A 22,718-nucleotide genomic window follows, 5' to 3' on the forward strand; every position below is an offset into this window, starting at 1 on the left:
GATCGACAACCAACGAAAGGAGATGGCGATGACGACACATAGGACCGGAACACGCGAAGAATGGATGGCCGCGCGGCTCGAGCTGCTCACTGCGGAGAAGGAGCTGACGCGGCGCGGCGACGAGCTGGCGCGGCAACGCCAGCAACTGCCGTGGGTGCGGATCATCAAGAGATATCAGTTCGAGACCGACGAAGGCGGCGCCTCGCTGGCGGACCTGTTCCAGGGGCGCTCGCAGCTGCTGGTCTATCACTTCATGTTCGGGCCCGACTACACGGCGGGCTGCCCCTCCTGCTCGATGATCGCGGATGGCTTCAATGGGTTCGCCGTGCACCTGGCCAACCATGACGTGACACTCTGCGCGGTCTCGCGGGCGCCGCTCGCGAAGCTGCAGGCGTTCAAGCAGCGGATGGGCTGGACTTTCCCCTGGGCGTCCTCGGCCGCCGGCGACTTCAACGCCGACTTCAACGTCACGTTCACGGAAGCGCAGCAGCGCAAGGGCGACATCGACTACAACTACCGGCGCGAGCCGGCGTGGACGCTACGCGGGATCGGCGACTCGCTGACGAAAGGCGGCGAGGGACCCGTCGCCGAGATCGCGGCCACGACCGGAACCGACGTGGCCACGTACACGCGAGAGAGACCGGGCATGAGCGCGTTCGTGCGCGAGGACGGCGCGATCTACCACACCTACTCCACCTACGCACGTGGACTGGACGCGCTGTGGGGCGTGTACCCGTGGCTCGACCGCGCCCCGATGGGACGCAACGAGACGGGCATCTGGTGGCGCCGTCACGACGAGTATGACGAGCCGGCGCGCACCGCCAGCGCGGCGTGCTGTGCCTGAGCACAACCTGTGGATGCCGATGTGCGGCCAGACTTGGGCCGGCACAGCGGCGTCCTTCGTCGGCATGTGGGCCGCAATGATGGTGGCGATGATGCTGCCGTCATTGGCGCCCACGCTGTGGCGCTATCGGCTGGCACGGGGCACGTTGGTAGGCGCGGGCTACTTTGTCGTATGGACCGTGCTCGGGCTGAGCATCTTCGCGCTGGGCGCTGCGCTCGCGGAAGCCGCCATGCAGATGCCGGCGGTGGCGCGCGCCGTTCCCGTGTCATCGGGGATGGTCGTGCTGCTCGCCGGCGCGTTCCAGTTCACGGCGTGGAAGGCGCATCACCTGGCTTGCTGCCGGCAAGCACCGGGACGGGACCTTGCGTTCCCCGCGAACGTCGGCATGGCATGGCGCCACGGCGTGCGGCTGGGCTTGCACTGCTGCTACTCGTGCGCCGGCCTGACGGCCATCCTCCTTGTCATGGGCGTCATGGACCTGCGCGCGATGGCGATCGTCACGGCAGCCATTACCGCCGAGCGTCTTGCGCCGGCGGGTGAGCGCGTCGCCCGCGCCGTCGGAGCCGTCTCAGTGGGGGCAGGCTTGGTGCTGACCGCGCGAGCGGTCTGGCTCGCGTAAACGCCGAGCTAGAACTTTCCGATGACCTGTGCCTTTGCGAGCACCTGAGCGCCATACCTCGCCTCGAACGCATCGATGGTCCACGGCGTGCGCGTGTCGACCTGCAGCTTGTCGCGCGAGGCGAACACGGCAAAGCGATAGGCGTGCACCCCATCGGGCGGACACATTCCTTCGTAGCCGCGCCCGCCGCCCGTGGTCTGCCCGACGTCACCGGAAAGCTGCTGGCCCGCGGCGATGGTCACATCGCCGTTCGCCGGGACGTTGAACATGTTCCAGTGCACCCACACCTTGCCGGCGGGCTTCACCGCGTCGGGGTCGTCGGCGACGATCGCGATGAACTTGGTGTCGGCCGGCACGCCGCGAATGGTGAGCTGCACCGGCTGATCCGTTCCGCCCTTGGCGCGGCAGGCGTGGGGTTTCTGGATCCGACCGCCCACGATGCTGGAAGAAGAGAGTTCCATGAGAGCCTCCTCTTTCAATCTACGCCTTTGCGCGCCGGTGCGCAAACGCGGCCCCAGCTCGACAAACAGCGGGTCAATCGGGACATTTTTCGTAATCGCTGAAGCTACCCGGCACCAAGCTTGCCGTGCGTTACCGGCGCTTGCCTTCGCCAGTGATCAGAATCATCATTGGCGGTGACCATGACGTGCATGGCCGCGTAGCAGGAGAGCAACATGAGATGCAAGCTATCAGTGATGGACTCGAGTGGCGACAAGGAAGTAACCTGGCAGCCCGATAGCCCCAGCGAGGTTGCGGCGGCCAAGGCGATTTTCGACGCCGTCAAGAAGCGCGGGTACCTGGTGTATTCGCAACCGGCCGGGGAAAGTGGCATTGCCTTGGGTCAGTTCGACGCCAAGGTCGAAACCATGATCGCAGTCCCGCCAATCGTCGCCGGGTGACCATGGCTATGTGGTGGACCCGAGCCTTTCGCCGTCATGTCGAGGCCGAGGGCGGGTGGGTGGCATCGGAAGTGACTGTGCTTGCGACCACGTGGGAATTCCTGGGTCCGTCGCTCAACGACTACCACCTCCCCGATCAGGCCGCACAGGCCAAAGCCAGGGTGTTGCTGGAGAGGGCCCTCACGCCGCAGCAGCGGCGCGATCTGCTCGCCAAGCGCTGCTTCTACGTGAAGGGCAAGAGGTTCAACTATCGCATTCGCGAAGGGCACTCGGGCAACGTGGACGCGCTTGACTCCAGCGGGCGCGTGATCAGCCGGCTCTGTGCCCATCCGCTCGGCCGCGTTCCGGTCTACGACATGATGCTGGCGCAGAAGCTGTGGATCGAAACCGACGAGACGATGTTTCTGGAGAATGCGGCGCCGTATCCGCTTCAATACTGACCGGCGGTCTCACATACGGTACCGCAGCAGCTAGGGCAGGTTCTCCCGGAAGATCACCTGGCTTCTGACCTGCTCGACGCCGCTAGTCGGCTCGCGCCCATCGCGCAGGTTGGCGAAGATGCGCACGCAGTTCATCACGGCGCCCTGGGGGTTCTGGGTGATGACGGCGTCCATGGTGCCGTCGATCAGCAGCGCTCGCGTGTCCGGCGTCAGGCCATGCCCGATGAACACCGGCTTGCGCGAAGCGCCCACCTCCTTGATGGCGCGGCCAATCCCTGCGGCGCCGCCGCCGATGTTGTAGATGCCGGCCAGGTCGCCATGCTGCTCCAGCAGCGTGCGCGCCTGCCGGTAGTTCTTCTCTTCGTCGTCCTGCCCTTCGCGAGCGCCGACCACATGGACCCCCGGGTACTGCTCTTCGAACAGATGCAGAAACCCGGCTTCGCGCTCTTCATGCGCCCGGTAGCTCAGCGAGCCGGCGATCATCGCCACCTTGGGATGGCGCCCGCGCGCGGCCGGTCCCATGAAGCGTGCGATCAGGTAGGCGGCCGTGCGCCCCGCCGCGCGATTGTCCAGGCCGACGTAGGCGGCGCGGCTGGAGTTGGACAGGTCGGAGATCAACGTCACGGTCGGCACGCCTTGCTCGGCCAACGACGCCACCGCTTCGCGGACCATCGGATGTTCCAGCGCCATGAAGGCGATGCCGTCGCATTTCTTGCCATGCTTCAACAACTGGCGCGCCAGTGCCTCCGGATTGAAGCTCTCCACGTACTCTGCCTGGCAGCGCACGTTGAATGGCGCCCAGTGCTCGTGCGAGTAACCGATCAAGTCGCCCAGCATGCGCAGGAACCGGTTGGGGCCCTCGGGGATCAGGAAAGACAGCCGCAAGGGCTTGGGCGCCATCGCGGCCCAGGCCTCGGCTTGCGCCACATAGCCCAGGTCCGCGGCGGCGCGCATCACGCGTTGCACGGTCGAAGCCCGCACGCCGGTGCGGCCGTGCAGAACCCGGTCCACGGTGGCCAGCGAGACCTCGGCTCGTTGCGCGACCTCTTCCATGCGGGGCAGACTCACCTCAAAACACCTCATTCAGCCGGTTTGACGATGCGGCCATGCCTGCCTACTCTATCGTCATCCGAGGGCAGAGACAATCGCCCCAACATCAGAAACCCTCAGAAGCCGTCAGATCAACAGGAGACAATGCATGCCCTCGAACCTCACGCAACCTTCGCGCCGCACGGTGCTGCGCCAACTGGGCGCCCTGCCTGCCGCCGGCATCGCCGCCGCGCTGCCCCGCTTTGCCCACGCGGCCGAGTACTCGCTGAAGTACGGCAACAACCTGCCGGTGAGCCATCCGCTGAACGTACGCGCCCAGGAAGCGGCGGACCGCATCGCCAAGGAAAGCAAGGGCCGCGTCGAGATCAAGATATTCCCCAACAACCAGCTGGGCGGCGACACCGACATGCTGGCCCAGGTGCGATCCGGCGGCATTGACTTCTTCACGCCCTCCGCGCTGGTAATCGCCACGTTGGTGCCGGTGGCCGCGATCAACGCCACGGGCTTCGCCTTCGCCGACTACAACCAGGTCTGGTCGGCGATGGACGGCAAGGTGGGCGCCCATGTGCGGGCCGCCATCGGCAAGATGCGGCTGCATGCCTTCGAGAAGATGTGGGACAACGGCTTCCGGCAGATGACCAGCAGCAAGTCGCCGATCACCGCGGCCAAGGACATGGACGGCCTGAAGATCCGCGTGCCGGTCAGCCCCTTGTCCATCAGCATGTTCAAGGGCCTGGGCGCCTCGCCCACCAGCCTGCAGTTCAGCGAGGTGTATTCCGCGCTCCAGACCAAGATCGTCGATGCGCAGGAGAACCCGCTGCCCATCATCCAGGTCGCCAAGCTGTTCGAGGTGCAGAAGCACTGCTCGCTGTCCAACCACATCTGGGACGGCTTCTGGTTCATCGCCAACGGCCGCACCTGGGAAGGCCTGCCGGCCGACCTGAAGACCATCGTCTCCAGCGCCATCAACGACGCCGGCGTCAAGCAGCGCGAAGACATCAAGAAGCTCAACGAAACCCTGCAGGCCGACCTGGCGGCCAAGGGTCTGGTGTTCAACAAGACCAATCCCGACAGCTTCCGCGCCAAGCTGCGCGAAGCCGGCTTCTATGCCGAATGGAAGGGCCGCTTCGGCGACGAGGCCTGGGGCCTGCTGGAGCAATCCGTCGGCAAGCTCGCCTGACAACGCCCGGTCCTTCATGACGCACTCCCTCACGCCAGACGCGGCGGAAGCCCTCGCGCCGCCGCACAATCCCCTCAGCGCCGCGGCCCGGCGCGTCGACAGCGGCCTGGGCGCCACGGTCGAAGCGGCCGCCGCCGGCCTGGTGCTGGTGGAAATATTCGTGCTGTTGGCGGGCGTCATCACGCGCTACGTGTTCCACAAGCCGCTGGTGTGGTCGGACGAGCTGGCCTCTGTGCTGTTCCTCTGGCTCTCGATGCTGGGCGCCGTGGTCGCGCTGCGCCGCGGCGAGCACATGCGCATGACCGGCCTGGTCAATCGCGTCAAGCCGCGAACGGCGGCCTTGCTCGAAGCATTGGCGCTCACGATTCCGCTGGCCTTCCTGGCCCTCGTGATGTGGCCGGCTTTCGAATACGCCTACGAAGAGATGCCGGTCGTGAGTCCGGCCATGGAGCTCAGCAATGCCTGGCGGGCCAGTGCCATTCCGGTCGGCCTGGGGTTGATGGCGGTGGTGGCATTGCTGCGCCTGTTCCGCTTCCATGAGCTGCGGCATATCGGGATCGCCCTGGCGGCAACGGCGGCGGTCTGCCTGCTGTTCTGGGTGGCCGGCCCGGTACTGGCACCGCTGGGCAAGCTCAATCTCATCATCTTTTTCGTGGTGATCGTCGGCGCCTGCGTGTTCGCCGGCGTGCCCATCGCGTTCTCCTTCGCGCTGGCGACCTTCGCCTACCTGGCGCTCACGACCCGCACGCCGATGCTGGTGATGGTGGGGCGGCTGGACGAGGGCATGTCGCACCTGATCCTGCTGGCGGTGCCGCTCTTCATCTTTCTGGGCGCGCTGATCGAAATGACGGGGATGGCCCGCGCCATGATCCAGTTCCTGGCGAGCCTGCTGGGGCACGTGAAGGGCGGTTTGTCGTACGTGCTGATCGGCGCCATGTACTTGGTGTCGGGCATCTCGGGCTCCAAGATCGCCGACATGGCCGCCATCGCGCCGGTGCTCTTCCCCGAGATGAGGAAACGCGGCGCCAAGCCCGGCGACCTGGTTGCGCTGCTGTCCGCCACGGGCGCCCAGACCGAAACCATCCCGCCTTCGATCGTGCTGATCACGATCGGCTCGGTCACCGGCGTTTCGATCGCCGCGCTGTTCACCGGCGGCCTGCTGCCCGCCGTGGTGGTGGGCGCATGCCTGTGCGCTGTGGTGTGGTGGCGCTACCGCCGCGAGGACCTGTCGCAGGTGCGGCGCTATGGCAAGCGCGAGATCGGCCGCTTCCTGCTGGTGGCGCTGCCGGCGATTGCCCTTCCCTTCGTCATCCGCGCCGCCGTGGTGGAAGGCGTGGCCACCGCCACTGAAGTCTCCACCATCGGCATCGTGTATGCGGTGGCTGTGGGCGTCTTCATCCATCGCCAGTTCGATCTGAAGCGCATCAAGCCCATGCTGGTGGAAACGGCCTCGCTCACCGGCGCCATCATCTTCATCGTGGGTTGCGCCACGGCCATGGCCTGGGGCCTGACCCAGTCGGGCTTCTCGCAGGATCTGGCCAGCATCATGCAGAAGATGCCGGGCGGCGCGATCGGTTTCATGGCGATCTCCATCGTGGCCTTCGTGATCCTGGGCAGCGTGCTCGAGGGCATTCCGGCCATCGTGCTGTTCGGGCCGCTGCTGTTCCCGATCGCCAAGGCCGTCGGCATCCATGAGGTGCACTACGCCATGGTGGTGATTTTCGCGATGGGCATCGGCCTGTTCGCGCCACCCTTCGGCGTCGGCTACTACGGCGCCTGTGCCATCAGCAAGATCCACCCCGACGAAGGCCTGCCGCACATCGGCGGCTACATCCTGGCCCTGCTGGCCGGCCTGGTCGTCGTCGCCGCGATCCCGTGGATCTCCATCGGCTTCCTGAAGACTTGAGGTATTGATCAATGAGCAGATTTTTTGGCGAGATTCGCCAGGTGGCCTACCTCGTGCCCGACATCGAGGCCGCCATGGACTACTGGGCCAATGTCCTGGGCGTGGGCCCCTGGTTCTACAACCCGCGCGTTCCCATTCGCAACTACACCTACCGCGGCGAACGCTACGAGCCCCACAACTCGGTGGCGCTGGCCAACGCCGGTGGATTGCAGGTGGAACTGCTGCAAGTGCGCAACGACGTGCCCTCGATGTACCGCGACTTCATCCGTGCCGGCCACCAGGGCGCGCAGCACTTCGCCTACTGGACCGAAAGCTTCGATGCCGACCTGGCGCGCGCGCAAGCGCAAGGCTTCAAGGTCTGCATGGGCGGCGAAGTCGGCGAGAACGGCCGTTTCGTGTATTTCGAGGACCAGAGCTCCCACCCCGGGCTGCACCCCGGCACGGTGGTCGAGCTGTCCGAAGTGGCGGGTCCCAAGGGCAAGCTCTTCAAGCTGATCCGCGAGGCCGCGCAAGACTGGGACGGACGCGACCCCGTGCGGCCGTTTCCCGACTTGAACACGCTGTAGCCCATGCCCAGTGATCGCTTCACGGCAAGCTACCTGATCGAGACACCGCTGGACCCTGCCCACGTGGCAGAGGTGCTGGCCGGCGAGCAGTCCTGCGGCACCTTCGCACGCGTCGAGGGGGAATCCGATGCGCTGCGCGAGCGGGCGCGCGCCAATGTCGAATCCGTCGAGCTGCTGGATGTGGCCGATGGCCCCAGCCTGCCCAATGGCTGGATGCAGCGGCGCGGCATGTTGCAGCAACCGCAGACCTGGCGGCGGGCCCGGCTGCGGGTGAGTTTTCCGGTGAGCAACGTCGGCGCCAACCTGCCCACGCTGGCCGCCACCGTGTCCGGCAACCTGTTCGACCTGGGCGAAGTGACAGGCCTGCGGCTGGAGTCGCTGCAGCTGCCCGCCGCCTATCGAAAGCAATTCGACCTGCCCGCGCAGGGCATCGCCGGCACGCGCGAACTGACAGGCGTGCGCGGCCGGCCCCTGATCGGGACCATCATCAAGCCCAACGTGGGCCTCTCCGCCGAGGAGACGGGCGAGCTGGCCGGGCGGCTGTGCGCGGCCGGCGTGGACTTCATCAAGGACGACGAAGTCTGCGCCAATCCGGCGCACGCACCCCTGCAGGAGCGCGTGAAATCGGTGATGCGGCGGGTGCGCGCCCACCGCGACAAGACCGGCAAGCAGGTGATGGTGGCCTTCAACATCACCGACGAAACCGATGCCATGCGAAGGCATGCGGACCTGGTGGCGCAGGAAGGCGGCACCTGCGTCATGGCCAGCCTCAACTGGTGCGGCTACTCGGCGATCCAAACGCTGCGCCGCCACACATCGCTGGCCCTGCACGGGCACCGCAACGGCTATGGCGCGCTCTCGCGCCACCCGTTGCTGGGTTTCTCGTTCCAGGCCTGGCAGGCGCTGTGGCGCCTGGCCGGCGTGGACCACATGCACGTGCACGGCCTGCAGGGCAAGTTTTCGCAGACGGACGACGAAGTGATCGAGTCGGCCCGGGACACCTTGCGCCCGCTGGCCGATGGCGTGGACGATCGCGTGCTGCCGGCCTTTTCGAACGGGCAGTGGGCGGGCACCGTGCAAGCCACCTGGGACAGCGTGCGCAGCAACGACCTGCTGTTCATGTCCGGCGGCGGCATCCTGGCTCACCCGGATGGGCCCGCGGCCGGCGTGGCCAGCCTGCAGCAGGCCTGGGACGCGGCGCAGCAAGGCGAACCGCTGGCGCAACGCGCCCTGCGCTCACCCGAACTGCGAAACGCCATCGCGTTTTTCGGCAAGACCTGATGTCCGCTCCCCTGCTCGGCTGGTACGGCGACGATTTCACCGGCGCCACGGACACGCTGGCGGTACTCACCCAGGCCGGCCTGCGGGCCATGCTGTTCATGGGCGTGCCCGGTGGAGCGCAGCAGGCCGCGGCGGCACATGCGCTGGGCGGGCCGCTCCATGCCGTGGGCATCGCAGGCGCATCCCGCTCGATGGCGCCGGCGGCCATGGAGGCCGAGCTGGAGCCGGCTGGTGCGTTCTTCGCCGCGTTGGGCAGCCGTGTCCTGCACTACAAGGTGTGCTCCACTTTCGACAGCGCCCCGGAAGTCGGCAGCATCGGCGTGGCCGTGCGCGTGTTGCGCCGCCATGTGCGCAACGCCTTTGTCCCCGTCGTCGGCGGGCAGCCGAACCTGGGCCGCTATTGCGCGTTCAGCAACCTGTTCGCGGCCGCCGGCAGCGGCGCAGCCGTGGAGCGCATCGACCGGCACCCCACCATGCGCAATCACCCGATGACGCCCATGAAAGAGGCCGACCTGCGGCGCCACCTGGCACTGCAAGGCCTGCAGCCGGTGGCCGGGCTGCACTATCCGGTGTACGCCGAGAACCAGGACGCGCAGCAAGGCGTGCTGCGACGCCTGCTGGATGGAGCCGCCGCCGTGCTGCTCGACGTCACCGAACCGGCGCAGCTCGCGGCGATAGGAAATTTGATCTGGCAGCAGGCGCAGCAAAGCCCGCTGCTGGCCGTGGGGCCTAGCGGTGTGGCGCAGGCACTGATCGCGCACTGGCAGGAAAGCGGGCAGATGCCCGCGCCCGAGCAGTGCGCCCCAAGGGATGGCCAAGGCCTGCAGCCGGCCAAGAGCCCGGTCTTTGTCTTCGCCGGCAGCCTCTCGCCCATCACAGCCAGGCAGGTGCGGGCCGCGAAGTCATTCCAGCAGGTCGCGCTGGATGCCGGCGAGTTGCTGGATTCGCCGGGTTATGCGGCCAAGGTGCAAGCCGAGATCAGCCGGCATCTGCTGGCGGGCCGGCATGTGCTGGCCTACACCGCATCGGCCAATGGCAATCCCCCCGACACCAGCAAGTCGGCTGCGCTGGCGCGGGCCACCGCGCGCTGCGTCAAGGCCATCGTCGATGGCCAGGCCGTGCGCGGCGCACCGCTGCGGCGCATGGGCATCGCCGGTGGCGACACTTCCAGCCTGGCCGTCAAGGCCTTGGGCGTTTGGGGCCTGTCCTATCGCGCTGCGCTCGGCGCCGGCGTATGCGTCAGCGTGACCCATAGCGACGACCCGGCGCTCGATGGCATGGAATTGATGCTCAAGGGCGGGCAGATGGGCAGCGAGGACGTGTTCGAAAGGCTGCTTGGAGATCCCTTACCCCCGCACGGCCATCCTCGTCGGTGCGAACATACTCCGTCCCAGCCAGCGCCATAAGAGTTGCCCCGCCCGGCCGGCTCCCTGCACGACCAGCTCGCCGCCTCTAATCTCATCCGCTGGATCGCTGTCGCCGGTCCAGACCTCGGTCAAGGCGCGCACGGTCGACTCGACGATCACCGTCAAGTCGTGGCCGGGGTCATCGCGGCACAGATCGGCGGTACGGTCTTGCACCACCAGCCACCACAGACGCTCTGCCGCGGGCCCGTCGCGGAAACGGAAATGCACCACGGTCCGCCGGCTGGCGGGGAATTCGTCAACGAGCGCGAAACGGCGGATGTCCCACATCAGGAAGCCGGCATCGAGCTGCTCGCGCCGCAGGCGACTGCCGATCCAGCGGGCGCCCCAGTGACCAAGGGCCACCACGATCGGCCGCAATTCCTCGCCTGCGGCCGTGAGGTGGTATTCCCAAGTTTTATCGGCCCGGCGCCGTTCCAGCACACCAATCGCCTCGAGCTTGCGCAGCCGCTGGCTCAGCAGAGTGGCCGACATGCGCGGCACGCCGCGGTGGATGTCGTTGAACCGGCAACTGCCGCAGAGCAACTCGCGCACCACCAGCGGCGTCCACACCTCACCGAGCACCTCGGCGCCGCGGGCCACCGTGCAGAACTGCATGTAGTCGATCATGGATGAAGTCTACGCCGCCGCAGCCGGCGTGAGGAGTCCAGATTCTGGACTTGAGCGACCCGGGCACCAGCCTTACCTTTGCGCCAGCCGACGCATGTCGTGCCGGCCGCAATTGCAAGGAACACCACCATGGCTGAAACCGTTTCCTCCCCGACAGTTCCCGCGACGTTCGATGCGGACAAATTCCGCCAGACCACCCGTGCCCAATGGGAGAACGCGGCCGAAGCGTGGGACCGCTGGTCTGCGTTGCTGGGCCGCTGGCTGGGCCCGGCAACCGAAGCCATGCTGGACGCGGTGCACATAGGCCCCGGTTCACGCGTGCTCGACATCGCCGCCGGCGCCGGCGAGCAGACGCTCGCGGCAGCACGCCGCGTCGGGCCCACAGGCCACGTGCTGGCCACCGACATCTCGCCCGCCATCCTGCGCTATGCGAAGGCCGCCGCGCAAAAGGCCAGCTTGGCCCATGTCGAAACCCGCGAGCTCGACGGTGAGCGTCACGACATGCTGCCTGCGGCATCCTTCGATGCCGCGATTTCGCGCGTCGGGCTCATCTATTTCCCCGACCAGCAACGCGCGCTTGCCGGTATTCGCCACGCCCTGCGGCCGGGCGGCCGCTTCGCCGCGGTGGTGTACTCCACGCCGGAGAAGAACCCTTTCTTCGCCCTGCCGGTCGGCATCATCCGCCGACGCGCGCAGTTGCCGCCGCCGCTGCCGGGTCAGCCAGGGCCTTTCTCACTGGGTGGCGAAGGCGTCCTCGCACGCACATTGGAACAGGCCGGCTTTCGCGACGTGAAGGTGGACAAGGTCGACTCGCCTGTGCGCTTGCCCACGGCGGCGGAATGCGTGCGCTTCGAGCGCGAGTCCTTCGGCGCACTGCTCCAGATGATGGCGGGCATGGGCGAAGACGAACGGGCCGGCACCTGGGATGAAATCGAGCGCACGCTGGCACACTTCGAGACGAGCGAAGGCGGATTCGTCGGACCGTGCGAGATGCTGATCGGCAGCGGCACGCGCTGATCAGCAGGGCATAGGTGTTTACCCGTGAGCCCCTGTCAACTCTGACAGGCGCTGCCAACACACGTGCTTTCGCGGGAGCATAAGAGAGCAAAGGATCCCACGACCGATGAATGCACTACCCGCCCTGAAGGACATGAACACGCCGCCCCCGCGACATGCACGTGCCCTTTGGCAGCATTTCTCGGACACCTACCTCTCTATTCGGTTGGGCCTTGCCGTATTGGCATTTGCTCTCCCCATCCTGCTGTGGGCATGGGGCCGTTTCGTCCACGGACTGCCCCTGCAACCCTCAATGAGTTCCTACTTCTGGGCGGCCGATGCCACGCAGTGCGCAAGCTTTCCGATGCGATCTCTATTCGTCGGCGTGGTGATCGCCATAGGGGCGTGCCTTTACCTGTACAAAGGCCTGACGGTGCTGGAGAACTACCTGCTGAACGGCGCCGCGATCTGCGCCGCAGTGGTCGCCATGGTTCCAGAACGGCTCGGAACGGACGATCCCTACCCGCGCGTGGTGCAGCTGTTTGCCCAGTGCCCCGCCATAGAACAGTGGGCGGTCGAGCAACAGCCTGGCCTGCCGTACCACTACATGGCAGCCACCGGACTGTTCGTGCTCCTGTTCATCGTGGCGTGGTTCTGCGCCTGCAAGTCCCTGGAGTATCTGCCGCCTGACCCACCTCTGACCGAAGGGCAATTCCGTTCCTTCTACCGCGGTATCGCTTTGTCGATGCTGATCGTGGGCGCAATCGGCGGCTTGGCCGTTTACCTCCTGCGTCACGAGCAAACGCCCGCGATGTTCTTCCTGGAGATGGCAGAGATCTGGGTGTTCGCCGCCTACTGGGGCTTGAAGAGCTTCGAGATGTCGCTCACCAAGCTGGAGAAGGATCCTGAAGCCGCGGTGAGCAACGCTGTTGCGAGCGGCGCGGCTCAGGATATTGAACGATCGGGACGGGAGGCCGGACAGCCGGCGGCGGACGTCCAGCCGCCGGCATAGCGCGACTCAAGGCGGATGCTATTGCGCCACGATCACACCGCGGAGGCCCGCGCCGTCGACCGCGGACCGCACCAAGCCCGCCGCCTTTGCCTGTTCGACAAACTTGGAGACATACGCAGCAGCGATGGCGTTACGCCCCTTGGGAACGCCCATGCCGATCGGTTCGACAAGAAGCCGGCCATCGAGAACTCGCGAGCCCGGGTGCTTTGCCGCCGTATCGAACAGGAACGTCTTGGTCGCGGCGATCACGTCCGCATTTCCCGATCCCCACAGGGAGTCGAGGTCGCTCACAGTTTTGGTGCGGACGATCGAAGCATTCTTCAGCGTCTTTGAAAGATGCATGTCGGCACCGCCCCTTTCGACTACACCAACCCGGATGCCTGGTTTGTCCACGTCGGAGCTTGTGAGGATAGGCACGCCGGGGCGGACGAGGTAACCCTGCTCGACCTCGATGTAAGGCGCGGAAAAATCCATCGCCGCCGCGCGCTCGGCATTAATGCCCATCAGCGCGATGTCCCATTCGCCAGACTTCGCCCCAGCGACTATCGCAGCAGGGTTCGGATACAGCACCGGTTGGAACGGCACACCGACGCGGCGGGCGAGTTCTTTTCCAAGATCGACTGCGACGCCCTTCAGCTCGCCCGTTGCGGAATCTTTGGTCGCATAGAGCACTCCCGAAAGGAATGCCACACGGAGCGCACCCGTTGGCACCAGTGCCTGCCGCGTTTCCGCAGTGGGTGCTGCAGTGGGCGCCGTCTGAGTGCTGACGCAGCCGCCGAGCAGGAGCCCAAGTATCCCGGCAATAAACCAATGGGAATGACGCATTTCAGCCTCCGTGGAGTTACTGTCCGTCTCTGTGTGATTTTAGGTCGCAGCCGCAGCAGAGGTGATCGCTCTGGGGTAGCCTTCAGGGGATTCGAACAACAAGGAGTTTCACAGATGAGTCGCCTCTTCGAGCCTTGGTCGTTGGGCGAGCTGCGCCTGCCGAATCGCATCGTGATAGCGCCGATGTGCCAGTACTCCGCGGAAGAAGGCTCCGCCACCGATTGGCACATGATCCACCTGGGCCACCTGGCTTTGTCCGGCGCCGGCCTTTTGATCCTGGAGGCGACGGCGGTGTCGGCGCGGGGCCGAATTTCGCCGCAGGACCTCGGGCTGTACTCCGACGAGAACGAGGCGGCGCTGGCCCGCGTGCTGAAGGCGGTGCGAGCCCATTCGCCTATCGCACTGGCGACCCAGCTTGCGCATGCGGGCCGCAAGGGCTCGAGCCGGAGCCCTTGGGAAGGCGGCGCCCAGATCCCTCCCGATGAACCCGGCGGCTGGAAAACCGAAGCGCCCAGTGCAGTGCCGCACGCCGAAGGCGAGGACACGCCGATGGCTCTGGACCGCGACGGGCTGCGTCGCGTGCGCGATGAATTCGTGCAGGCGACCCGCCGCGCCGCGCGGCTGGGGTTCGACGGCATCGAGGTGCATGGTGCCCACGGCTATCTTCTGCACCAGTTCCTGTCGCCCATCGCGAACAAGCGGGACGACGAGTACGGCGGGAGCCTGGAGAACCGCATGCGCTTTCCGCTGGAGGTGTTCGACGCGGTGCGGGCCGCATTTCCCGCAGGCAAGCCCGTCTGGATGCGGATTTCAGCGACCGACTGGGTGCCGGACGGCTGGGACATCCACGGAACGGTGGCGCTGTCGCAAGCGCTCAAGGCGCGCGGCTGCGCCGCCATCCATGTGACGACGGGCGGCGTCTCGCCGCAGCAGGCCATCAAGCTGGGCCCGGGCTACCAGGTGCCCTACGCGCAACGGGTGAAGGCCGACGTCGGCCTGCCCACCATCGCCGTCGGCCTGATCACCGAGGCGGAGCAAGCGGAAGCGATCATTGCGAACGGCGAAGCGGATGCCGTTTCACTGGCCAGAGCGATGTTGTACGACCCGCGCTGGCCGTGGCACGCCGCCGCGAAGCTGGGCGCGCATGTGTTTGCGCCGAAGCAGTACTGGCGCTCGCAGCCGCGGGAGCACAAGGATTTGTTCGAGGGGCTTAGTTTCGGGCAGAGATAAGGCTAGAAAACGTCGAGAGTCGGAAAGCGATCTCCGCTGCGGATGCAGTCCCACAAATAGATGGCAAAGCCGGGATCGCCCGTCCACAGCGAATACCTCATCTGCCCATAGGCCTCACGGGCAGCATCAGTCTGCTCGATGCCCCGCATGGCGAACGCTCTTGCGCGATCCAGCCATTGGGCGTCGCCCGTGCGGCGGTAAAGCTTGAGGAAGGCGTAGCCATTGCCTCCAGTGCCGTGACACAGGTTGGAGCCCTTTTTCAGAGGTCCGGCCGCCCAGGTGGCTTGCGCCCCCGCGATCAGAAGGTCGTCCAGCGAGTCGTCCGGAAAGTCGGCCAGGCAGATGACGAACCCGGGGGCGCCATGGCAGTACTGCATGAGCTGGAGATCGCCCCGCGGCGAGGAAAGCCGCGGGGGCCAACTGGCGAGTTCGCCTTCCCACTGCGCCGTTCGCCGCACCGTGTTCGCGATGCATTCACGCCAGCGCTCCCAATCGGCGGGCTTCAGCAGATGGCGGCCCTGGATGAGGGGCGACGCCGTCGCGACGAAACCATGCACCGCATCGATATAGGTCGAGCGCTGGCCATACAGGTCCTGCGTCCAATAGTGGCATGACTCCTTGTCGGACCACTCCAACTGCGACCACAGCATGGCCGCCGTATCGCGGAACAGGTCCGCCCACTTCGGTTCACCTGTGCGCCGATGCATGAACAGAGCGGCCAGCAGAGTGCCGGGAGACCCCCACATCAATTCGCGGGCGGGATGGTTCTTGTTCGAGTCGATGAGGCGCGACAGTTCCGACGCCAACTCCTCGGACGGAGTCACCCAGTACTCCAGCAGGCGGATGCTCGTGTCACCCATCAAGTACGCGCCAAAAGAAGCGCTATCGGCGATGCCCATCTGGGCCCTGTTGGGCGCGAGCAAGGCCGGGAACGTCTCGGGTGAAAAGCGATTCTCGGTGTCACGCACGATGCGCAGGATCGCGTCTCGCGCACGGGATTCGTCCCACTTCATGGCGGGTGCGGGTTCGTGACGGTCCTCAGCGAAAAGCATCGTCTGTGCTCCTGTGCGCGCAGTCTAGCCCCGCTACAATACCCTTCATCGGGGGAATGAGCAGACCCCCCGCCGCAAGATGCACCAGCATCCAAGCGCTGCTCCTGATCAGGGTGTTGCCCAGTTAGGAGTCATGGCGTGTCCAACCCAATCCCTCCCCTCAACCGGCTCATTGCCGCCAAGGCCATCCGTGGATTCGGCGACGGCTTCGTCAGCTTGTTGCTGCCGGTCTACCTGCTCAATCTGGGGCTGACGGCCTTTCAAGTCGGCCTTATCGCCACGACCACCTTGCTTGGCTCCGGGATCCTGACGCTGCTCATTGGTGTCCAGGCTTCGCGCTTCCACCACCGGCCATTGCTGCTGGCCGCTTGCGCATTGATGGCTTTCACGGGCTTGGGTGTGGCGTCACTGGAAAGCTTCTGGCCCCTGATGCTGGTGGCCTTGGTGGGCACCTTGAACCCCTCCGGCGGGGACGTCAGCGTATTCATGCCGGTGGAGCATGCGATGCTGGCCCGCAATGTCGAAGGCCCGCGTCGCACCGCCGCGTTCGCGCGCTACAGCTTGACCGGCACTTTGTTTGGAGCGTTGGGGGCTCTGGCTGCCGCCATTCCCGGATTGCTCGCGCCAGCGGCGGGCGTCCCGGCGCAGACAGCCATCAAGGGCATGTTCGTCCTCTATGCCCTGCTGGCGCTCGTGATGGCGGGCTTGTATCGGGGCTTGCCGTCACGGCCCGCAATGCAAGCCGCTGAAGCGCCGTCGGCACTGGGCCCGTCCAAAAAGCGCGTCTACGTGCTGGCTGCGCTGTTCAGCCTTGACGCATTCGGCGGCGGATTCGTGGTTCAGTCCCTGATCGCCCTTTGGCTTTACCAGCGCTTCGGCCTCTCGATGGAGGCCGCCGGGTCCATCTTCTTCTGGACCGGCCTGCTGACGGCGTTCTCTTATCTGGTGGCGGCGCGCATCGCCAGCCGCATCGGACTGGTCAAGACGATGGTGTACACCCATCTGCCGTCGAGCCTGTGCCTGATCGCGATACCGTTTTGCGCCGACCTGGCTTATGCCGTCATCCTGCTGCTGGTGCGAAGCGCGTTGTCGCAGATGGACGTGCCCACGCGAAGCTCATACGTCATGGCCATCGTCACGCCGCAGGAGCGCGCGGCGGCGGCAAGCGTGACTTCGGTACCGCGCAGCCTGGCCGCGGCCGCCAGCCCCGCGCTGGCCGGCTATCTGCTTGGCATCTCCAGCTTCGGCTGGCCGCTGATCGTGGGCGGGGCAGTGAAGATCATCTACGACGTGCTGCTCCTGGCCATGTTCAGCCGCGTGCGCCCGCCGGAGGAGATCAGCTTCCCTTAGCGAGCTCCGACTTCATTCCTCAGACGGATCCTCGGATTCGTCAGTGCTCAAGAGACTGCCCACCTTATTCATTTTTTCGATGACCTCGCTGTTCTCAATCTCTACAAAGCGTTCCCCAGTGACTTCAACACCGTCGGGCATGCAGGTGTGTTCGGTCGCAAGCAGCCCATCGCTATCGGCGAATGCTTGTGCCGCCTCGCCCACGGCCGCGACGATGTAGTCCACGGTCGGGCGGGGCAGAAGAACGTCGCCGTTCGGCTGAGGAATGCCTTTCGGGATTTTGGACATTATTCATGCTAGGTCACAACTTGGCCTCGCGCACCACGCGCGGCGTCTCGCGAGACCGTAGGCTAGGCGCTGCGCCTTACGTCGGACATCCCTCACGCGCCGTGCTGCAACTACTGACGAGCCCCGCCGGCCGCGATCAGTAGCGGTACGGGTTGTGCGGCGCGCGGTCGGCGCGGTTCGGCACGCCGTCGTGGTCGGCATCGCGCCGGCCGCCGTGGCGGTAGGCGGCACGCGGGTCGAACCAGCGCGAGTCGCGGTCGAACCGGTTGGCCACGCCGTCGCCGTCCGCATCGCCGTGCGGGCCACGGCGTTGAGCGTAGTAGCGGTCGCCGTAGTAACCGTTGCCGTAGTAGGCCGGTTGCGGCTGCACGTACACAGGCTGCGGCTGAACATACACGGGCGCCGGCTCGAAGTGGCGCACGGGTGCGTTCAGGCCGATGGAAACGAACACGTCGCTGCGCGCGTGCGCCGCGGAGGCCGCCGCGACCGCGCCAAGCGCGATAGCAGCTGCAACGAGGGGTTTGGCGGAGATGAGGTTGTTCATGGTTAGCTCCTTGGGTTGATGGAGCGTATGGTGCAATCCGCTCCATGAACGCAGGATGAACAGATTCGCCGCTGGTGTTTCCGCTGGGTAAAGTTCAAGTGGGCTTCTTGGCCAGTAGAAACAAGGCCGATCCGGACCCCGCGACGAGCGCCAGCAACGTGAAACCCAGGCGGTAGTTGCCGGTAACGTCCGACAGCCCGCCTGCAACCATGGGGCCCGCGACCTGGCCGATGGAGATGACGAATGCCGAGAGGCCCAGGATCATGCCGATGGCGGGAAGACCGAAATAGTCGGCGCGCATGGCCTGCATGAAAGGACCGCGCAGACCCCAGGCCATCCCATGCAATATGGCGAATCCACCGAGCCAGAGCGGGTGATCCGCGTAGGTCAGCATCAGCAGGCCCGACATGTGGGCCAGCATGCAGCCCGCGGCCACGTAACGCTTCTCCCAGCGGTCGCCGAGTGCCACGCCTGCCAGCACGCCGGCGACCTGCGAGACCGTCATCAGCGTGATGACCAGCGACGCCTGCGCCAACGTATAGCCAAGGCCTTCCTTCATGTGCGAGATCGCATGCACATTCACGGCGGTGACCACCAGCAGCGCAAACCCGTGGCCCACGGCCAGCAACCAGAACGCCCGCGTCCGCAGTGCTTCCTGCGCCGTGAAGTGGCGTGATGGCTGCTGACCGACGTCCGCTCGTGGCGAGTCGGAGGGCACTGTTTGGGGCGGCAAGCCGTCCTCGGTCTCGCCCACGTCCGCGGGATGCCGGCGCAGGACCCGCGCCAGCGGCCAGCCGACCACAATCACCAGCACGCCCGAGGCGAAAGCCGTTGCGCGCCAGCCATAGGCTTGCATCGACCAAGCCACCAGGGGCACCGCCACCCCGCCCATCGCCAAGCCCAGACTCATGGTCGAAAGCGCTCGCGCCCGCCAGCGCCGAAACCAGTGCACCAGCGTTACGGTGAGCGGAAAATAGCCTGCCAGACTGGAACCCATCGCCAGCAGCACGATGGCCGCGTAGAAGCCGCCGATGCTGTCGATCTGACTGAGCGTCATGAAACCCAGCCCCAAGATGACGATGCCGACCTGGACCATCGTGCGCGCGCCGAACCGGTCGATGAGCCAACCCAGCGCGGGCCCGAGCAAGGCGCCTTCGAGCGACTGTATGGCTGCTCCCAACGACAAAGCGGTCTTGCTCCAGCCGCGGTCTTCCGAGAGCACGGCGACGTAGGCGCCGAAGGACTGGATCAACAGCCCGCCGAGCAGGAACTGGATGAGCGAGGCGGCACCAACCATCCGCCAGCCGTAGAAGACCTTCCCTCGGGGACGAGCGGATGATTGGTTTGCAGTTTGCACGGGGATCCCGCGCATTCTGCGGGTGGCATTAGAGCTTGAGCATAGGGCATTCTAGGATTGCTTGCCCGCCCCCGACGAGCCGGACGCCTGCGTCGAGCCGTCGCGAATTTCAATCTGCCGGGTCTGCTGCTGCGGCGTGCGCGGGGCATCGAAGCACACGTCGAGCACCCCATTCTTGAAGCTTGCCTCGACGGTCTGCGGGTCCACGCCCTCGGGTAGCGGGATGCTGCGGTAGAAACTGCCGTAGCTGCGCTCGCTCTGATAGAAGCCGCTGCCCTGCTGGCCTTCCTCGTGGCTGGACCGCCGCTCGCCCTGAACGATGAGCTGGTCGCCTTCCATGCTCAGCTTCACGTCTTCCCTGCTCATGCCGGGGAGGTCCGCGAAGACATGCAGTTTCCCGCCCTGTTCGCAAACCTCCACCTGCGGCATCCACATCGACTGCGTGTCGGTCCCGCGTCCGCGCATGACATTGCGGCCACCGCCCCAGAAATGCTGGAACAGCCGGTCCATGTCCTCATCGAGCCGCCGGAATACATCGAAGGGGCTGCCTCGGCCGCCAAACAGCGAAGGCATCCCACCGCTGCGGCGGCTGAGCGCGCCACCTTGTTGGCCTCTGGCCGAGCTGTAGGCCTCCTGCTGCGAACCCGATCCGCCCTGCTGTGCGCTGCCGGGACTGAACTGCTGGGCCTGGCCACCGGACTGCGTACCTGCGCCTTGCTGCCCGCCCTGTTGCGTGGCTGACCCGCCTTGCTGGCCGCTGCGTTTGTCTTGCGTGTCCATAAGAAGTCTCCTTTCGAATGCCTCAAACGGCCAGTTGATGCTCAGACAAGCATCCGCAAAACGCTGTAGGACACCTGCGGTGCGAGCTGTCCGAAGGCTCTGGTGGACCATGGCGACATTCACGACAAATGGTTACTGCAGAGAGCACACAAACCCTCACCGGCCATACGATGGTTGCCCGCTTTTGCTTTTTTTGAGGTGATGCCATGACTGCAACCACGGAAAAGAAGGAGTTGGCGAAGAAGTCTGCGGACCAGCCGGATGAAGTGCGGCCGTTCAAAGACGGAAAAGGCAAGATGGGTGTCTTCACGTTCGGGGCCCAGACCATGGGCCGTGGCGAGTTCGAGCCCGGCTGGCGCTGGAGCCAACACGTCAAGCCCATCGCAGGAACCGACTCGTGCCAGGCCACGCACACCGGCATCGTGCTCGAGGGCCGGATGGTGGTGAAGATGCTGGATGACGGATCCGAGATGGAATACGGACCCGGCGACGTCTTCTACATGCCGCCCGGGCACGACGCGTGGGTGGTCGGAAAGGATCGTTGTGTTCTTTTCGACTTCACCGGCGTGGCGCAATACGCCAAACCCCGTTGAGCGCTTCGCCCGCGGCTATGCCTTCAGCGCTTTGAGCTTGCCGAAGTATTCCCGCATGATCCCGCGCAACCTGTCCGCATCGGGCCGCCCCCAGTCACGCTGGAGCTCGCAGGCGAGGCCGAGCACCGAAATCGGTACGGCGCCCGCCTGGATCATTCGCTGCATGGCGGATTCGTGCGCCACGCGGCTGACGCCGCCGATCGCATCCACAACGACGTATACCTCGTAGCCCGCGCGCAGCGCGTCGAGCGTCGGGAAGGCAACGCACACCTCGGTCCACAGGCCGGCGATTACCAGCTTCTTGCGTCCCGTCCGCTCCACGGCCTTGCGAAAGTCCGGGTCCTCCCATGAGTTCATGGAGGTACGGTCGATTTCCGGCACGCCTGGCAACGCCTCGAGCAGTTCCGCGTTCGTGCCGGACATGCCGTGCTTGACGTAGACCGTGCTCAAGACCACAGGCAACTCAAAAACCGTGGCAACGCGCCCGAGCATGGTGACGTGCGCCAGCAGTTCACCGTGCGCGACCGAGGTGACGCCCGCGTATTGCTCGGGCTGGTAATCGATCAGCGCCAGGACGGCATTTTGCGGCGTGAGCAACGAGTCTGTTTTGGGGTCGCGGATGGGGGTGACATCTGACATGGCTACGTCCTGTTTGTTGCGCTGGATTTGTGATGGGTGGGAGACTAGCGCACTTTGAACGGTTGAGCAGAGATCGCGGCGTCGCTGGCGCTTGGGGCGCTGGCCTTCAGGGGGCCCCCAGGAGTGAAGATCAGGGGCTACAGTGTATGGAAAGCCTGACGTTTTTCACCTCTACCGGAGGGTCCTAGCCCATGAACATCGACGCACTCAAATCCGTGGCCAATGCCATCGTCGCGAAACAGAAAGGCGTGCTGGCTGCAGACGAAAGCAGCCCCACCATCAAGAAGCGCTTCGATTCGATCCAGCTCGAGTCCACCGAAGAAAACCGCCGGCGCTACCGCGAAATCCTGTTTACCGCGGACGGCACCGAACGCACTCTCGGCGGCGTCATCCTATTCGACGAAACCCTGCGCCAGAGCACGCGCGATGGCGTCCCATTCCCCACGCTGCTGGCGGGCCGGGGAATCATTCCCGGCATCAAGGTCGACCAGGGCACCAAGGCGCTGGCGCTGCACCCGGGCAACAAGGTGACCGTGGGGTTGGATGGCCTGGCCGAACGGCTCGCCGAATACCGGCAGCTGGGCGCGCAGTTCGCCAAGTGGCGGGCGGTGATCGAGATCGACGAGCGCGATATTCCGTCGCCGTTCGGCATCCACGCCAACGCCCACGCACTGGCACGTTACGCCGCGCTGTGCCAGGAGGCCGGGCTGGTGCCGATCGTGGAGCCCGAAGTACTGATGGATGGTGCCCACGGCATCGAGCGCTGCGAGGCGGTGACGGCGCAGGTGCTGCAGGCGGTGTTCGCGGAACTCGACGCCCATCGCGTGCTGTTCGAGGGCATGCTGCTCAAGCCGAACATGGTGATCGCCGGCAAGAAGTGCGCGCGCCAGGCCGGCGTGCAGGAGGTGGCCGAGGCCACGCTGCGCTGCCTCAGGCGCTACGTGCCGGCGGCGGTCCCGGGGATCGTGTTCCTGTCCGGCGGGCAGAGCGAGGAGGACGCGACCGACCACCTGAATGCCATGAACGCGATGGGCGCGCAGCCGTGGCAGGTCAGTTTTTCATATGGGCGGGCGCTGCAGGCGCCGGTGCTGGCCGCGTGGAAGGGGCAGGAAGGCAACGTCGCCGCCGCCCAGCAGGCGCTGCTCAAGCGTTGCCACCTCAACGGCCTGGCCCGTGAGGGAAAGTATTCCCGGTCCATGGAAGCCGCCACATGATCGATGCGCGCCGCTGCTCA

General features: G+C 65.8%; 25 protein-coding genes. 15 read left to right on the top strand and 10 right to left on the bottom strand.

Features of this window, described 5'->3' with window-relative positions; translation table 11 throughout:
* Positions 1-28: 28 nt before the first annotated feature.
* Complete coding sequence (locus HNE04_RS03250) at positions 29-844, top strand: DUF899 domain-containing protein (RefSeq protein ID WP_172216670.1); 816 nt, start codon at positions 29-31, stop codon at positions 842-844.
* Positions 801-1,463, top strand: coding sequence for a DUF2182 domain-containing protein (locus HNE04_RS03255; RefSeq protein WP_172216671.1), 663 nt, complete (start codon positions 801-803; stop codon positions 1,461-1,463). The genes HNE04_RS03250 and HNE04_RS03255 overlap by 44 nt, the downstream gene beginning before the upstream one ends.
* A gap of 8 nt (positions 1,464-1,471) precedes the next feature.
* Here HNE04_RS03255 and HNE04_RS03260 read toward each other — a convergent pair whose 3' ends face one another.
* The gene (locus HNE04_RS03260) at positions 1,472-1,924 is read right to left on the bottom strand and encodes a YbhB/YbcL family Raf kinase inhibitor-like protein (RefSeq protein WP_172216672.1); all 453 of its coding nucleotides are present in this window, start codon (positions 1,922-1,924) and stop codon (positions 1,472-1,474) included.
* Positions 1,925-2,137: 213 nt separating this feature from the next.
* Here HNE04_RS03260 and HNE04_RS03265 point away from each other — a divergent pair, with 213 nt between their 5' ends.
* Both HNE04_RS03265 and HNE04_RS03270 read left to right on the top strand, forming a co-directional pair.
* Positions 2,138-2,362, top strand: a complete 225-nt coding sequence (locus HNE04_RS03265; protein WP_172216673.1) for a hypothetical protein — start codon at positions 2,138-2,140, stop codon at positions 2,360-2,362.
* 8 nt (positions 2,363-2,370) lie between these two features.
* Positions 2,371-2,802 (top strand): hypothetical protein, encoded by a 432-nt coding sequence (locus HNE04_RS03270; RefSeq protein WP_207717401.1) that lies wholly within the window; start codon positions 2,371-2,373, stop codon positions 2,800-2,802.
* A gap of 30 nt (positions 2,803-2,832) precedes the next feature.
* On the opposite strand, the gene HNE04_RS03275 is transcribed toward HNE04_RS03270, so the two are convergent.
* On the bottom strand, positions 2,833-3,885 hold the full coding sequence (locus HNE04_RS03275) for a LacI family DNA-binding transcriptional regulator (protein WP_172216675.1): 1,053 nt from the start codon (positions 3,883-3,885) through the stop codon (positions 2,833-2,835).
* A 115-nt stretch (positions 3,886-4,000) separates the two neighbouring features.
* Between HNE04_RS03275 and HNE04_RS03280 the strand changes: the two genes are divergently transcribed.
* Genes HNE04_RS03280 through HNE04_RS03300 form a run of 5 tightly spaced genes read left to right on the top strand, consistent with a single transcriptional unit; the run spans position 4,001 to position 10,191 of the window.
* A complete protein-coding gene (locus tag HNE04_RS03280) occupies positions 4,001-5,032 on the top strand; it encodes a TRAP transporter substrate-binding protein (RefSeq protein ID WP_172216676.1) in 1,032 nt (343 codons plus the stop codon).
* A 16-nt stretch (positions 5,033-5,048) separates the two neighbouring features.
* Positions 5,049-6,938, top strand: a complete 1,890-nt coding sequence (locus HNE04_RS03285; protein ID WP_172216677.1) for a TRAP transporter large permease — start codon at positions 5,049-5,051, stop codon at positions 6,936-6,938.
* 11 nt (positions 6,939-6,949) lie between these two features.
* Positions 6,950-7,504, top strand: a complete 555-nt coding sequence (locus HNE04_RS03290; RefSeq protein ID WP_172216679.1) for a VOC family protein — start codon at positions 6,950-6,952, stop codon at positions 7,502-7,504.
* Positions 7,505-7,507: 3 nt separating this feature from the next.
* Complete coding sequence (locus HNE04_RS03295) at positions 7,508-8,785, top strand: ribulose-bisphosphate carboxylase large subunit family protein (protein ID WP_172216681.1); 1,278 nt, start codon at positions 7,508-7,510, stop codon at positions 8,783-8,785.
* Positions 8,785-10,191 carry a four-carbon acid sugar kinase family protein gene (locus tag HNE04_RS03300; RefSeq protein ID WP_172216683.1) on the top strand — a complete coding sequence of 469 codons (1,407 nt, stop codon included), beginning with the start codon at positions 8,785-8,787 and terminating at the stop codon, positions 10,189-10,191. The genes HNE04_RS03295 and HNE04_RS03300 overlap by 1 nt, the downstream gene beginning before the upstream one ends.
* On the opposite strand, the gene HNE04_RS03305 is transcribed toward HNE04_RS03300, so the two are convergent.
* Positions 10,132-10,818 carry a winged helix-turn-helix transcriptional regulator gene (locus HNE04_RS03305; RefSeq protein WP_207717402.1) on the bottom strand — a complete coding sequence of 229 codons (687 nt, stop codon included), beginning with the start codon at positions 10,816-10,818 and terminating at the stop codon, positions 10,132-10,134. The genes HNE04_RS03300 and HNE04_RS03305 overlap by 60 nt on opposite strands.
* Before the next feature lie 129 nt (positions 10,819-10,947).
* Between HNE04_RS03305 and HNE04_RS03310 the strand changes: the two genes are divergently transcribed.
* Positions 10,948-11,835 (top strand): class I SAM-dependent methyltransferase, encoded by an 888-nt coding sequence (locus HNE04_RS03310; protein ID WP_172216684.1) that lies wholly within the window; start codon positions 10,948-10,950, stop codon positions 11,833-11,835.
* Between the two features lie 106 nt (positions 11,836-11,941).
* The gene (locus HNE04_RS03315; RefSeq protein WP_172216685.1) at positions 11,942-12,826 is read left to right on the top strand and encodes a hypothetical protein; all 885 of its coding nucleotides are present in this window, start codon (positions 11,942-11,944) and stop codon (positions 12,824-12,826) included.
* 18 nt (positions 12,827-12,844) lie between these two features.
* Here the strand turns inward: HNE04_RS03315 and HNE04_RS03320 are convergent, their stop codons facing one another.
* Positions 12,845-13,651 (bottom strand): transporter substrate-binding domain-containing protein, encoded by an 807-nt coding sequence (locus HNE04_RS03320; protein ID WP_172216686.1) that lies wholly within the window; start codon positions 13,649-13,651, stop codon positions 12,845-12,847.
* A gap of 114 nt (positions 13,652-13,765) precedes the next feature.
* Here HNE04_RS03320 and HNE04_RS03325 point away from each other — a divergent pair, with 114 nt between their 5' ends.
* On the top strand, positions 13,766-14,881 hold the full coding sequence (locus HNE04_RS03325; RefSeq protein WP_172216687.1) for an NADH:flavin oxidoreductase/NADH oxidase: 1,116 nt from the start codon (positions 13,766-13,768) through the stop codon (positions 14,879-14,881).
* A 2-nt stretch (positions 14,882-14,883) separates the two neighbouring features.
* On the opposite strand, the gene HNE04_RS03330 is transcribed toward HNE04_RS03325, so the two are convergent.
* Entirely contained in the window at positions 14,884-15,933 is a 1,050-nt protein-coding gene (locus tag HNE04_RS03330; RefSeq protein ID WP_172216688.1) for a lanthionine synthetase C family protein, read from the bottom strand.
* Positions 15,934-16,071: 138 nt separating this feature from the next.
* Between HNE04_RS03330 and HNE04_RS03335 the strand changes: the two genes are divergently transcribed.
* On the top strand, positions 16,072-17,283 hold the full coding sequence (locus HNE04_RS03335) for an MFS transporter (RefSeq protein WP_328700249.1): 1,212 nt from the start codon (positions 16,072-16,074) through the stop codon (positions 17,281-17,283).
* Positions 17,284-17,295: 12 nt separating this feature from the next.
* Here HNE04_RS03335 and HNE04_RS03340 read toward each other — a convergent pair whose 3' ends face one another.
* From HNE04_RS03340 to HNE04_RS03355, 4 genes are all read right to left on the bottom strand, one after another.
* Positions 17,296-17,571: a hypothetical protein gene (locus HNE04_RS03340; RefSeq protein ID WP_172216689.1), complete on the bottom strand. Its 276-nt coding sequence runs from the start codon at positions 17,569-17,571 to the stop codon at positions 17,296-17,298.
* 136 nt (positions 17,572-17,707) lie between these two features.
* Positions 17,708-18,115: a PXPV repeat protein gene (locus HNE04_RS03345; RefSeq protein ID WP_172216690.1), complete on the bottom strand. Its 408-nt coding sequence runs from the start codon at positions 18,113-18,115 to the stop codon at positions 17,708-17,710.
* A 94-nt stretch (positions 18,116-18,209) separates the two neighbouring features.
* The gene (locus tag HNE04_RS03350; protein WP_172216691.1) at positions 18,210-19,472 is read right to left on the bottom strand and encodes an MFS transporter; all 1,263 of its coding nucleotides are present in this window, start codon (positions 19,470-19,472) and stop codon (positions 18,210-18,212) included.
* A gap of 51 nt (positions 19,473-19,523) precedes the next feature.
* Positions 19,524-20,252 (bottom strand): Hsp20/alpha crystallin family protein, encoded by a 729-nt coding sequence (locus HNE04_RS03355; RefSeq protein WP_172216692.1) that lies wholly within the window; start codon positions 20,250-20,252, stop codon positions 19,524-19,526.
* A gap of 206 nt (positions 20,253-20,458) precedes the next feature.
* Between HNE04_RS03355 and HNE04_RS03360 the strand changes: the two genes are divergently transcribed.
* Positions 20,459-20,845: a cupin domain-containing protein gene (locus HNE04_RS03360; protein ID WP_172216693.1), complete on the top strand. Its 387-nt coding sequence runs from the start codon at positions 20,459-20,461 to the stop codon at positions 20,843-20,845.
* A 15-nt stretch (positions 20,846-20,860) separates the two neighbouring features.
* Here HNE04_RS03360 and HNE04_RS03365 read toward each other — a convergent pair whose 3' ends face one another.
* Positions 20,861-21,484, bottom strand: a complete 624-nt coding sequence (locus HNE04_RS03365; RefSeq protein ID WP_172216695.1) for a hydrolase — start codon at positions 21,482-21,484, stop codon at positions 20,861-20,863.
* Between the two features lie 191 nt (positions 21,485-21,675).
* Here HNE04_RS03365 and HNE04_RS03370 point away from each other — a divergent pair, with 191 nt between their 5' ends.
* Positions 21,676-22,698 (top strand): class I fructose-bisphosphate aldolase, encoded by a 1,023-nt coding sequence (locus HNE04_RS03370; RefSeq protein WP_172216697.1) that lies wholly within the window; start codon positions 21,676-21,678, stop codon positions 22,696-22,698.
* Positions 22,699-22,718 lie beyond the last annotated feature (20 nt).

This window comes from Caenimonas soli, assembly GCF_013155545.1.
Classification (GTDB): Bacteria; Pseudomonadota; Gammaproteobacteria; order Burkholderiales; family Burkholderiaceae_C; genus Ramlibacter; species Ramlibacter soli.